A 13,461-nucleotide genomic window follows, 5' to 3' on the forward strand; every position below is an offset into this window, starting at 1 on the left:
ATCCGGCCCGAACAATTGGTAATTTTGGTTTCTAAACATCCATTCATAGAAGAATTCGCTAGGGGTCAGCTTAGTGATTCTTCCATCCACAATCTCGTAATCCTTGCCTTCGACACCATAGAGAGCAAACAGATTATTTTCCTACGCCATCTTAATCCGAAAAGCCAACAAGCTGACCCCGATTAGATCCGGTGTCAGCTTGTGAGCTTCCTGTGTAACGCTTACGTTTTTTGAGTTGACAGCCGTATATCCTGCATACCTATGGCAAAATCGTTATTCTTCCAGTAATAACGCCCTTCTCATCTCTATAGAATTGAAGCGCTTTATACTCTGCTCCATCCCCGCTGAAATGGACGCTCTCGGAATATCCCGTCTGCCCTTCCAAGAACAACTGCTGTACGGGAATTGTCACGCTCCAATCGTTATACTCATAAAAAATATTGCCTCCCTCTTTCAGAGTCACTTCTATGACAGATTCGGGAATGAGCGTGCCTTCCGGTATTTTCCTTTTCATATCTTCGATTTCATCCGCCAATTCCGATTCAGTCTTGTCACTGGACATAGCGGAAGCTAATGCCGTTTCCGTTGCAGATTCATCCGTCAATTCACGAAGATAAGCATCCGCCTTGGCACGGTCCGACTTGGTTGGGTCCAAAGGCAGATCAAACAAAAGGGCGGCTCCATCATAATCGGCTTTGGGAAGAATACTGCCTGTGTTTTCTTGAAAAGCAAAGGCATCATTGCTATAGAAACTTGTGCCGCTGGCGATCGCCAGATACACTCCTCTGTCCGCAAACATTTCTATATCGTCGCATTCGATCAACCTGTACATAATGCCATCAGCCACAAATTCACTGTAGCCGCCATTCATCGTCACGATATTAACTGCCCAAGGCTTCTGACCTTTAATAAGCGGTGAAACAAAAAACGCTTCCTTACCGTATTCCGGATCCGCCGTCGACGGCATGGCAGAGCCATCTTGTCTCGCGATGGAAACGACGGCATAAGTTCGGTCGGCATTGAAGCCCTCCGCACCATTCGCCAATTCCTTGAGTCCCGCTCCTGAAACGATTCCATGGAGGGTAAAACGGTAATCGTTGGCATCAGCAGACTGGTTGATTTCGATCGCATCACGGCTATCAAAGGCTTGGGCCAACTTCCTCTCATTCAAATGCTCTGCCACTTGGTTGGCGTTAAATAGTTGCGCAGCTGCAAAAGCCGTCATGGACAGGGCGAGCGTGACTGAAGCAACTATTATCCCAACGGTAAGCTTTTTTCGTTTAGCGTGTCTCATTCTTCCTCTCTCCTTATATTTACGGATGATGGCTTGGTTCAGAATCTCTTCCGGCTCCTTCTCGGAAGCCAGAGCATTTTTTAGCAGATGGTCCCACTCCTCGGATTCCTTCATCTGATTCAACCTCCAATTGCTTTTTCATGGCTTTACGCGCTAGAAATAGTCTGCTTTTTACGGTTCCCTTGGGAATCTTCAGCATCTCCGCAATTTCTACAACGGACATGTCTGCGGTATAGTACAAATAAAGCGGAATTCTCAACCTATCGTTCAGGTTGTCTGCGGCTGCACGGATAATGCGGCTGAGCTCGCCAGATAGCGCCGCTTCCTCCGGTTTCCCAGCCTCTTCTCCCCCGTAGAACTTGTCCACACCCTCTTTGAGCTCAACGCTGGGCATTATCCTTTGCCTCCGGGCCCATTTCCGGCGATGGTTTTTGCGCAAGCGGATGGCAATGGAGATCAGAAATGACTTCGGATTGTGATTGGCGTCCAATTTGTGGAGCATCTCCATCGCCTTTAGAAACGTTTCCTGATACAGATCATCCGCATCCGCTTTATTTCCGGCTAAGCGGTAACAAAACCCGTAGACGGCTTTTCCGTGCATATTCACAAGATTGCTGAATTCATCGATATCCAATGAGGTTCTCCTTTCCGAATGATCATTCAACTATACATTGTCATCACCTTGCACTTGGTTCACAAATTTATTAAAAACGATTAAAATAATCCTGTTTCGAGCATAAGTTATTGACCGTCCAATGACCATAAGCGGTTGATAGCCGAAGAAAAAACACCGGTAATCCCGGTGTTTCTATGCATCAACCATTCACTGACCAAGCGAGTTTGTTCTCTGGCATTATTAAGGACCAGCGTTCCTAACCGTCTTTCTTAGATTTTAACTAAGGGCTAAAACATACGAAAGAGGCATGCCCCTTACAGGTTCAAGTAACCTGAAGGGCATGCCTTTTTATTATTTTCAGCCTCTCCATCATAGAGAAACTTCCACCACGCAGCCTTTCTTCACACTTAATGCGACATTCACCAGACGCTGGTTCCGACTTCCACGAAATGATAATGAAGTATCCCTCTCCTGTTGAATAAACTTACCGTCAACTATAACATCACACAGAAGCGCCAGCTGCCTTAGCTTCGGCTGTCTCATAACCGCCTCAAAGGTAAAACCTGTATAAGCCCATACATTTTTATCAGGACAGCACTCTCGGAAGTCAGACAGAAAACTAATGCATTCCTCCGCTGAGAAAAAGGGATCTCCACCGCACAACGTAACTCCTTCCAGCAATGGATTACATGCAATTTCCTCCAGAATTCGAGTTTTCAACTCATCAGTGAATGGTTCCCCGGCTTCAAAATCCCAAGAAGCCGTATTGAAACACCCGGGACAGGCGTGGCGGCAGCCACTAACAAACAGAACCGCACGGACTCCCTGGCCTTCATTAATGCTTTCCGGTATATAGCCGCAGATGTTCATCGGTGTTTGACCCGATCCTTAACTTCAGCCTGTTTGGCTGAATTGAACCGCTCCGTATAGTTGCCTGTTAAATAACCCGTTACTCTGCGTAGACGATGGAACAGCACCTTGTCCTCCTCAACCCCGCATTCAGGGCAAGATGCACCGATGATTCCTTCGTAATCACAGACAGGACACCGATCCAATGGATGATTAACGGAAAAATAACCAATGTCTTGTTTAAGCGCAAATTGGACTATATTCCGGAATGCAGCTGTATTTTGCCGTGCGTTGCCGTCCAGCTCCACATACGAGATCGCACCCGCATTACACAGCTTATGGAATGGTGCTTCCCATTGAATCTTTTGAAAAGCAGCGGCTGGAAAATATACAGGAATATGAAATGAATTCGTGTAGTACTCCCGGTCGGTTACACCCGGTATACTGCCAAATGTGGTTCGATCCAACTTTGTGAATTTTCCGGACAGACCTTCTGCTGGAGTGGCAAAAAGCGTAATATTCAAATCATACTGCTCGCTCATGGCATCACAGTAAGCACGCATCCTTCCAACGATATCGAGCGCCATCTTTCTGACCATCTCGTCTTCGCCATGATGTTGTCCTGTTAAAGCTTTCAAACACTCTGCTAGACCGATAAAACCGAGTGCCAGCGATCCGTGTTTAATAAGTTCTGCGACCGCATCGTCTGGGGCGAGCTTCTCCCCGCCTTCCCAGACCCCTTCGCGCATCATAAAATCAGACGCTTTTGCCGGCTGCTTGGCTTGAATTTCATACCGGTGGATCAATCCTTCCACAGCAACCTTCATATATCGCTCCAAACTTTCGAAAAATCCGGTTAAATCCGGTTCCTCTCGCTGATCCATTACTACACCATGCTCAATCCCAAGCCGTACCAGGTTGATCGTGTTAAAAGACAAATTGCCCTTCCCGCTCAACCGGTTTCTGCCGAATCGGTCCGAGATCGTTCTCGTACGGCATCCCATGGTTGCAATGATCGTATCGGGATCCTCCGGCCGGTAATAAGGGAGATTGAATGATGCGTCCACATTTACAAAATTCGGATACAACCGGCGGCTGGAGCATTCTACCGCTTTAAGGAACAGATCATAGTTCGGATCACCTTCCACCTGATTTATCCCGTTTTTACATTGAAAAATATGCTGCGGGAATATCGGTGTCTCTCCGCGTCCAAGTCCTCTCATTGTAGCGTCGAGAAGTGAATGAGAAACCAGTCTACCCTCGGTAGAGGTACACATCCCGTAATTTAACGAGGTAAACGGAATTTGTCCCCCTGCCCGGCTGCTCATCGTATTCAAATTATGGATCAGAGATTCCGCGGCCTGCTTCGTTTCGTTTACGGTCTCTTCATAAGCAAACATATATGTACGGGGATAATTCTCTTCAAGCGAGTGATTATCTATATGCATCTCCAAATCCGAAATCTCTTTTCCTTGGTTCAATTCGCCTTCGTTGAAATAAGAAAGCCCTTTTCGAAAATGCTTACGGAAGGACTTACCCACGTAGGGCGCCAAATCCCAATCTATTTTATTACCTGAGACCCCACCGAATTGGCTGTTCTGCTGAGACTGAAATATGATGGCTACCAGTGCCATAGCGGTCATGATGCTCTGTGGAGGACGGACCGAACCGTTGCCCGTATTAAAGCCGTTTTCTAGCAGCCGATCAAATGGAATGAAAATGCAATTGGTCGTTCCCAGTGCATATTGATCCAAGTCATGCACATATACATATCCGTTTTTTACCGCCTCATTCAACGGTTTCGGCAGCATAAAGCCAGTCGCCATCCACTTGGCATATTCCGATCCGATCCGGCTCATTTTTCCACTGAAAGATTCACCGTTTAAATTGGCATTTTCCCGAAGCAGATCCAGATCCTTAACGCCGATAACATCACTGCTGATCTTGTACAGTTCCCCACGCTTCATGCGTTCCCTGTCACGTGCCTCACGGTACTCTGTATAAGCTTCAGCTGCTTGTCTATACCCGGTTTTATTCAAAAAAAGTATGACAAGGTCCTGTATTTCTTCCACAGACATTTGCTCCAAGCCAACCGTCTCAGCTTCCACCAATGTACCGATCCTGGACGATGCCTCATATCTGGAAGTTCCTTCAGTAGCCTCAAAAACCTTATTCACCGCACTCATAATCCGTGTAACTTCAAACGCCACACATGTTCCGTCCCTTTTAATCACCTTCATCACGATTCCTCCTATGCAAATACCTATACAGGCGTATTAATCAACCCTTCACGGTGTGCGGTACAATCGAAGTGAACAATAAAAGAAGCATGCTACCGCAAGTGTCTGCGGAATACATGCTTCATAAAGAACCGTTTAATCCAGTCAAATAAAAACGGACCAGACAACCCTTCCATTCGAAACACTTCCCTATCAACCGTAGGCACACCGTGTTGTCTTAATGGCAGGTATCTGACTTCAGTTCACGAACTGGCGTAGAAAACGAGATTGTTTCTTAAATGTTCGCCTCGAGAAGCTGTTACAGTGGCGGGACCGCTTCGGATTTTCACCGGATTCCCTTTTAAGACCGGACATATCCGATCGACCATCAAGCACTATATGTAGTTGTTACATCAAACAATATAACAACATATAGATTTTAACTGTAACATTAATCACAGGTGAAAACTTCTGGAGAGGGCGTGCACCACATGGCGTCGATAAATTGTAGGAAATTAATTCGCTTCTGTCGGCATTGGGGTAGGAGTCGGTTTCGCGTAACCCGTCTTATACTTTTCGTCAATGTGCTTTCGGATTTCAGTCAAACTTTTTCCTTCACTGTCCATCTTAGCTGATTCTACTGCGATTTCCAGACAAACACCACAGCGTGTGCCGTGATCATCCCACACAATGCTGCCGTCTTCTTTAACCTCATTGATGAAACAGTTCAGATTGCTCTCGTGCCCTGCACTTTCACCGCAGCCGCAGTAGCATGGAATCCAGGTAAGCACATCTTTCTCCTGAGCTGCGAGTGCATATATAGTGCGCATCTCATCGCTTTTACCGTCCAAGAACGTTGGCAGTTCCTTCGCAGACGCTGTAACTTCTTGAAGATCTCCATTAGCAAGCTTCTTTTGTGAACCATGTTCGTGAACCGTTTCAGTTCCTTGATTACTCTCTGCCGGCTCTTGTGCCTTCTCAGCGCCGCAACCACCCAGCAACAGACCTGCAGACAGCATCAATACTGCAAATTTACGTTTATACATTATTCATTTCCTCCCCATAATGGCCACAAAATTCCTTTATCGATTATTTCACTGAGCCGCTATATAGATTCCTGTCCATGCCCCTGCAAGACCCAACATAACCGATATAAGAACATATGAGAATGCTTGTATGTATCTCTTGTTTCCTGCCAAGGTGACCGCTTCATAACCAAAGGTTGAAAATGTGGTAAAAGCCCCACAAAAGCCGGTCCCGAGCATTCTGTAAACGGCTTCAGGAAGACGATCCGAATAACCGGCAAGAAGTCCAAGTATGATGGAACCGGCCAAATTTACGAGAAGCGTAGCCCACGGGAATGTCCCCTGTGCTTTTTTTCCAAGCCAAACACCAACGCAATAACGGGAAACTGCTCCCGCAATCCCGCCTAATCCTATCCACAAAATCACACTGCCGCACCTTCTCGCTTCGAAGACATCTTCCGTCCCAGCCAAACACCGATACAGGACATGAGCAGACCGCCAACAACGCTTACGATTACATAGATCACGGCGACTGCGTCCTGACCGTTACCGATTAACCTGACTGTATCCACTGTAAAGGTTGAGAATGTCGTAAACGCCCCCGTAAACCCGGTGCCGATGAACAGACGAACCTGTGCAGAGATATTTGAGGAAGATAAGCAGTAAGTCAAAAACCAGCCTAGAAACAGGCATCCCGCCAGGTTGATGAACAGGATAGCTGCCGGAAAGCCGTTTAGTGGAGCAGGTATTATCTCATCCAGACCATAGCGGAGTAATGTGCCACCGAACCCTCCCGCACCCACAAAGAGCAGGTTCTTTCCCATACGATTTCCCTTCCTTACCGTAACATTCAAGATGTACAACATGCACTTCATTCAATGAATCAAGTGTTTCGAATTCCTTTACTCGTCTCTGCGCAAACGCTGGTTATGGGATATTTTAGCCTCATTGCCCTGCTCTGTCGCCTGATAAAACACCCGACGTGCAAGTTCTTTCGGTAAATAATCCTGCTTCACATAATGTCCTGGATAGTCATGAGGATATTTGTATCCCGCATGTCCCAGTTTGGCGGCACCTTGATAATGAGTATCGCGTAAATGGAGCGGCACCTCAGCCGATTTAAACTCCTCCATGGCGGACATAGCGCGTGATATAGCGGTGTAAACAGCATTGGATTTCGGGCTCTCCACAGCAAAAAGAATCGCTTGCGCAATGTTCAGTTTGGCCTCAGGCCAACCATTGTTACGGTAAGCTTCTAGTGCACTGATAGCTTGTACCATCGCCTGCGGATTAGCAAGCCCGATATCCTCACTGCTGGCCGCAATCAGACGGCGAATGAACACCATCGGATCCATACCAAGCTTCTCCACGGCGTACAAAAACCAGAAGAGTGCAGCATCACTGGAGCCGCGAATACTTTTGTGAAAAGCCGACAAGACATCATATTGGGTTGATTCATCAGCCCGGACGGTTGGACGCCTGATTGATTCCTCGGCAACTTCGAGTGTAATATGAACTGTGCCATCCGATTGGGGAGGTGTCGTCATTGCCGCCAATTCCAGGGCATTCAAGGCCCGGCGGATATCACCGTTCGCCATAGAAGCGATATGATCCAGTGCCTCTTCATCCACTTGAAGTTGCATAAAGCCAAGCCCTCGATCCTTATCCTGGAGCGCACGCTTCATAGCAATGCAGGAATGTTCCTTATTCAGCGACTGCAGCTGAAACAAGGTTGATCGGCTCATAAGAGCCCCATTCACATAATGAAACGGATTTTCCGTAGTGGCACCAATAAAGATGATTGTCCCCTTTTCAACCGCGGGTAGAAGCGCGTCCTGACGGGAGCTGTTGAACCGATGTACCTCATCCAGAAACAGAATGGTCTTTGTTCCATACAATGATTTGTTGCTTTGCGCCTGCTCAATCACTTCACGTACATCCTTAACAGAAGCTTCTACTGCATTAAGCCGTACGAATGACCCTTGGGTATGCTTCGAAATGATATGAGCGAGCGTTGTTTTGCCGCAGCCGGGCGGACCATACAGTAAAATAGAAGATACCTGATCCGCTTCAATTGCACGCCGAAGCAGCTTACCCGGCCCTACAATATGTTCTTGTCCAATATATTCATCCAGGTTAGAAGGACGCATCCGGTCGGCTAGCAGCCGGGAATCGCGATCCTCTTCATGACCGAAAGAGAATAAATCCATCATTACACTTCCTTGCTTGAATCATAACGCTGTCATGATTCGTAATCTGCTTTTCTTATCATATCACAATCTTTCATTCACTTACGATTTATCGCCTTGTACAGAAAGGCGATTCCTACCGACAACTCGGTCTGATCAACGAAAAGGAACCCAAGGTTGTATATACCCCAGGTTCCATTATATAGCGCAGCAAAACATATTTACTTTAGGTAGCCAAACCTAACAATTAGACACCATCCGGCCATCCCTGAGATGCGATCTCAGGTTGTTCTGGCACGACATAGGAAGGAAGCTGTTCCCCATGCAGCAGCCATAACTCATGCAATGCACGCGTACAGCCAACATACATGAGCTTGGCGTCCCATGCTTTTTCCGCATAGTGAGCGCTGTCCGCGTCGGCAACGATAACGGCATCAAATTCGAGTCCTTTGGAGAGGTATACCGGAAGCACAGATATCCCCCCCTGATATGTTTGCTTGCTTCCATCTATCAAATGAAGTTCAGGCCACTCGGTCGCGAGCAGTTCGTGGAGCTCCTTCGCTTCCCGGAGTGTACGCGTCAAGATCGAAACGGTCCGGTAGTTCCCCTTCGAGAGGAGATGACGCAGTGCACGGCGGAGATCCTTCTCTCTGTCAGCGGCCCCGTTATAGCGTACAAGCCGTACAGCATCTCCGCTTCGGAAGACAGGCACGGCAAGCAGATCACTCCCCACACCTTTTTCCAGTATGCCATTTGCAAATTCTATAATCTCCATCGTAGAGCGATAGCTTCGCGTCAATGCAAAGTAGGCTCTGCTCTCGGGTTCAAATAATGTACTCATCTCTTCCCAGGCATGAACGCCCCGGTAGGCATGGATACCCTGCGACAGATCTCCTAATATCGTAAAGGAATGCCCCCTTACGAAGCGATCCAGAAGTGCAACCTGGAACGGAGAGAAATCCTGTGCCTCATCAATGACGATATGGTCAAATCTCTGTTCACCCGTAATTTCATTCATCAAACAATGGAAATAAAGCAGCGGTGTAAGATCCTCTTCCCGAACTACGTTTTTCTTCAGATCCTTACGGGTGGAGTTCAACACTTCACTCGGAATTTCTGACTCAAACTCCTCAGACCACAGTCCGTTTATTTTGGCAGCGCCAAACAACTGCTTATACAGCACTAGCGGTTCGAATTTCGGCCACTTGCTTCCATAGGATTTTTCCCGCCCAGCGGCTTTTTTCTTTCGCTCCTTCATAACGGCCTGAGAAGGCGACTTTTTCAGTTCCATCTCTACCCATCGGTGCAGTCGGGCAAGGACCCGTTCTTTCCGCTTGGCAAGAGGATACGGTTTATACTCTTCGTTGAACCACTCAGCTATCGTTTCACGACGCAGGACAGCTCCATCCCATGGCGAAAAGTCTCCCTCTGGCAGCGCAGATTGTTCAAGCTGCTCAACACAGCGTTCAATCAGATTCATCAGTCTAAGAGAGCCTTTATAACGACCGCGGACATCATCGTTAATATCTGGAGTTCCCTGCCCCGTATCTGTCTCGAACCAGAAGGCAAGTGTTTCCGATGCATCACTAGGCGTCATGCTTACATCCAGAAGTTCGGATGCCCAATCAGCAAACGTCCGCTGCTGAATATCACCCACACCGAGCTCAGGAAGCACATCGGATATGTAGTCCAGGAACATATGGTTAGGAGCAAAAATAATCATCTTCTCCGCCGAAACCTGTTCCTTATACTGATACAGTAAAAAGGCCAAACGGTGCAGCGCCACAGTTGTCTTTCCACTACCTGCTACCCCTTGGATGATCAGGGCCGTGTTCTTGGCCGCGCGGATAATTTTGTCCTGCTCGGCCTGAATCGTAGATACGATATCCCTAAGCCGGTTATCCTTGTTTTCACCAAGGCGGTAGACGAGAAATTCGTCCGACACGGCGGGACCCCCGCTTTCACGGTTGTATGTATCGGATACACGCTCCAGAATTTGCTTGCGGATAACGACATTTCGTTTCAAGTATACCAAGCCTTCGACCAGACCTTCAGGCGCTTCATATGAGGCGGGATCACTGCCACCTGTAAATGAATAGAACAGGCTAGCAACAGGTGCTCGCCAATCGATAACCATCGGATGCTCACTGGCTTCCTCCCGGTCAAATCCGACCTTACCGATATAGAGCGGGGCTTGCTCCTCTTTACCATTTTCCTGAAAGTCAAGCCGGCCAAAATAAGGCTCAGGCTGGCTTTTCTTCAAAGCCTGACGTCGATCTTCACGCCCTGCTTCGAGTACCTGCTCTGTGAAATCATGCCCGGTATACACCGGAATGCTTTGCAGTCGCTCAAGCTGTTTGTCAATCTCGGCGATCGCTTCATTTAGTCTCAGCTCTTCTTCTTGATAGGCACTTTGAAAAGAGTCCGTCAATTTCAGTTACCTCCTAAGAAATATTTTTCTGCATCGCCGCCGTTTAAGGCATTCGTGACACAAAAGGATATTCATTGTAGCACAACTCGTATCAATATACTACAGACCTTTCAGGCAGCAGCTTATATTAAACGATAAAAGGACGCAATATCCGCTTTTACAGCGGATTGCGTCCATTATGGTTTAAAAGTCAAAACCTCATTTATTAAGATAGTCCAGCCTTTTCAAGAAGCTCTTTAACTGTAACACTGACCATAATGAGGCCTGCCACCGGAGGCACAAATGCATTACTTGCCGGAGGCTGTTTGGCCTTGCGGATTTCTGGCGCATTCTCAGGCACAATTTTGTCCGTGACATCCTGGCGGGGCTTCATCGGCTCTTCCAGAGAGAATACAACCTTAACCCCCTTCTTAATGCCTTCCTTCCGGAGCTTTGTACGGATAACCCGGGCAATAGGATCCATTGATGTTTTGGATATGTCAGCAACCTGAAACTTAGTCGGATCCATTTTGTTGGCGGCTCCCATACTGGAGATCATCGGAATACCGCGCTTCAGACATTCCTTAATCAGGTGGATTTTATATATAATCGTGTCCGATGCATCGATCACATAATCCAGATCATATTTAAACAATTCTTCATAGGTTTCATCGGTGTAAAACATATTAAGCGCAATTGCTTCACATTCTGGATTGATTAACTTCACCCGTTCTACCATCAGATCCGCTTTCTTCTGACCGACCGTTGTTGTCAACGCATGAATCTGACGATTAATATTTGTAATATCAACAACATCTTTATCGATCAGAATAATACGGCCGACCCCGGTGCGAGCAAGGGCCTCTACTGCAATAGAGCCGACCCCGCCAATGCCGAGTACCGCTACTGTACTATTTTTCATAACTTCAAGGCCTTCAGGCCCGATTGCCAGTTCTGTCCGGGAAAACTGATGCAGCATATTAACAACCTCCTAACAGGCAAGAAACGGCTGGAATGCAGCCGTTTCCCCCAATAATGATCTGAAATTTATTACTTCTTATCTTCACCCGGTTTTTTCGCAAGCTTGATATGGAGCTGTTCCAACTGTCCTCCATCAACCATGGAAGGAGAATCCATAAGAAGATCCGTAGCGCTTGCTGTTTTCGGGAATGCAATCGTCTCGCGCAGGTTCGTGCGTCCTGCCAGAAGCATAACCAAACGGTCTAAACCGAATGCGATTCCGCCATGCGGTGGAGTACCATATTCGAAAGCGTCCAGCAAGTAGCCGAACTTCTCATTGGCTACCTCAGGAGACAAGCCCAGCGCAGCGAACATTTTTTCTTGAATATCCCGCTTATAAATCCGCATGGAGCCGCCGCCCACTTCATAACCGTTCAATACAATGTCATAAGCTTGTGCGCGAACTGCAAGCGGGTCTGTGTCCATTAACTCCAGATCTTCATCCTTTGGACGGGTAAACGGATGATGCTCTGCCACATAACGCTTTTGATCTTCGTCATAACTCAAGAGCGGGAAGTCCAGAACCCATGCAAACTTGAACTCATTATCGTTGATCAAGCCGAGCTGGCGTCCGATTTTGAGACGAAGTGCGCCAAGCACATCAGCCACAACTTTCTTGTTATCGGCGGAGAACAGCAGCAGGTCACCCTCTTCTGCTCCAGTACGTTCTTTGATCGCTTCAATCTCCTGCTCGCTAAAGAACTTCACGATAGGGCCTTTAAATTCGCCTTCCTTCACTTGAATCCAAGCAAGGCCTTTAGCTCCGTAACGTGCGGCATATGGACCCAGATCATCGATTTCTTTACGAGTCCAAGTACCGCAGCCTTTGGCGTTCAAACATTTCACTTCTCCGCCTTTTTCAATGACGGAAGCAAACACTTTTACACCGCTGGAAGCTACGATATCATTCATCTCGATCAGTTCAAGGCCAAAACGGAGGTCCGGCTTGTCTGAACCGTATTTACCCATAGCGTCAGCGTAGCTGATGCGCTGGAACGGTGTTGCCAGCTCAACTCCTATAGTTTCCTTAAACAGACGAACCATCAGCTGCTCCATCATGTTCAGCAGGTCGTCACGTTCCATGAACGAGGTCTCAATGTCGACCTGTGTAAATTCAGGCTGACGGTCAGCACGAAGGTCTTCGTCACGGAAGCAGCGTGCAATCTGGTAATAACGCTCAACGCCACTTACCATGAGCAGCTGTTTGTAAAGTTGCGGGGATTGCGGCAGTGCAAAGAACTCGCCTGCATGCACGCGGCTTGGCACTAGGTAATCACGTGCGCCTTCCGGTGAGCTTTTTGTAAGAATCGGTGTTTCGACATCAACAAAGCCTTCTTCGTCAAGAAAATCACGGAATATTTTAGACGCTTTTGATCGAAGCATCAATGTCTGCTGCATTTCAGGACGGCGCAAGTCCAGATAGCGATACTTCAAGCGAAGCTGCTCATCAACTTCCACACCGTCTTCAATAAAGAACGGAGGTGTTTTTGCTGAGTTTAACACTTCGATTTCAGTAACCTGAACTTCAATCTCCCCTGTAGGAAGGTTAGGGTTTACGGTTTCAGCAGCACGTTTCACGATTGTACCGGATACGGCCAGTACATATTCACTGCGAACCTTGTCCGCAATAGCCAGTGCATCTCCGGAGAAATCCGGATTGAATACAACTTGCATAATTCCGCTGCGGTCGCGCAGATCGATGAAGAGTACGCCTCCCAAGTCACGACGGGTCTGTACCCAGCCGTTTAACGTCACGGTTTCTCCAATGTTGGCGGTCGTTAATTGACCGCAATGATGTGTCCTTTTCATGGTTTCATCATACCCCTTTATTTATAATTA

11 protein-coding genes and 1 riboswitch are annotated in these 13,461 nt (G+C 47.5%); all 11 genes read right to left on the bottom strand.

Annotation, left to right across the window (positions count from 1 at the left end):
• Positions 1-259: 259 nt before the first annotated feature.
• A complete protein-coding gene (locus tag B9N86_RS21910; protein ID WP_208915251.1) occupies positions 260-1,408 on the bottom strand; it encodes a hypothetical protein in 1,149 nt (382 codons plus the stop codon).
• A complete protein-coding gene (locus B9N86_RS21915) occupies positions 1,314-1,928 on the bottom strand; it encodes an RNA polymerase sigma factor (protein WP_208915252.1) in 615 nt (204 codons plus the stop codon). The genes B9N86_RS21910 and B9N86_RS21915 overlap by 95 nt, the downstream gene beginning before the upstream one ends.
• A 351-nt stretch (positions 1,929-2,279) precedes the next feature.
• A complete protein-coding gene (nrdG, locus tag B9N86_RS21920; RefSeq protein WP_208915253.1) occupies positions 2,280-2,780 on the bottom strand; it encodes an anaerobic ribonucleoside-triphosphate reductase activating protein in 501 nt (166 codons plus the stop codon).
• Positions 2,777-4,999, bottom strand: a complete 2,223-nt coding sequence (locus B9N86_RS21925) for an anaerobic ribonucleoside triphosphate reductase (protein WP_208915254.1) — start codon at positions 4,997-4,999, stop codon at positions 2,777-2,779. The genes nrdG and B9N86_RS21925 overlap by 4 nt, the downstream gene beginning before the upstream one ends.
• Before the next feature lie 205 nt (positions 5,000-5,204).
• Positions 5,205-5,383: riboswitch (cobalamin riboswitch) on the bottom strand.
• Between the two features lie 110 nt (positions 5,384-5,493).
• The gene (locus tag B9N86_RS21930; RefSeq protein WP_208915255.1) at positions 5,494-6,024 is read right to left on the bottom strand and encodes a PCYCGC motif-containing (lipo)protein; all 531 of its coding nucleotides are present in this window, start codon (positions 6,022-6,024) and stop codon (positions 5,494-5,496) included.
• Positions 6,025-6,072: 48 nt separating this feature from the next.
• Complete coding sequence (gene crcB, locus B9N86_RS21935; RefSeq protein ID WP_208915256.1) at positions 6,073-6,429, bottom strand: fluoride efflux transporter CrcB; 357 nt, start codon at positions 6,427-6,429, stop codon at positions 6,073-6,075.
• Positions 6,426-6,827 carry a fluoride efflux transporter CrcB gene (crcB, locus tag B9N86_RS21940; protein WP_208915257.1) on the bottom strand — a complete coding sequence of 134 codons (402 nt, stop codon included), beginning with the start codon at positions 6,825-6,827 and terminating at the stop codon, positions 6,426-6,428. The genes crcB (B9N86_RS21935) and crcB (B9N86_RS21940) overlap by 4 nt, the downstream gene beginning before the upstream one ends.
• Positions 6,828-6,905: 78 nt before the next feature.
• On the bottom strand, positions 6,906-8,213 hold the full coding sequence (locus B9N86_RS21945; RefSeq protein ID WP_208920623.1) for a replication-associated recombination protein A: 1,308 nt from the start codon (positions 8,211-8,213) through the stop codon (positions 6,906-6,908).
• A gap of 226 nt (positions 8,214-8,439) precedes the next feature.
• On the bottom strand, positions 8,440-10,623 hold the full coding sequence (locus B9N86_RS21950) for a HelD family protein (RefSeq protein ID WP_208915258.1): 2,184 nt from the start codon (positions 10,621-10,623) through the stop codon (positions 8,440-8,442).
• A gap of 205 nt (positions 10,624-10,828) precedes the next feature.
• The gene (locus B9N86_RS21955) at positions 10,829-11,581 is read right to left on the bottom strand and encodes a tRNA threonylcarbamoyladenosine dehydratase (RefSeq protein ID WP_208915259.1); all 753 of its coding nucleotides are present in this window, start codon (positions 11,579-11,581) and stop codon (positions 10,829-10,831) included.
• A gap of 71 nt (positions 11,582-11,652) precedes the next feature.
• Positions 11,653-13,431: an aspartate--tRNA ligase gene (aspS, locus tag B9N86_RS21960; protein ID WP_208915260.1), complete on the bottom strand. Its 1,779-nt coding sequence runs from the start codon at positions 13,429-13,431 to the stop codon at positions 11,653-11,655.
• Between the last annotated feature and the right edge of the window lie 30 nt (positions 13,432-13,461).

It is taken from the genome of Paenibacillus uliginis N3/975 (assembly GCF_900177425.1).
Lineage (GTDB): Bacteria > Bacillota > Bacilli > Paenibacillales > Paenibacillaceae > Paenibacillus_AQ > Paenibacillus_AQ uliginis.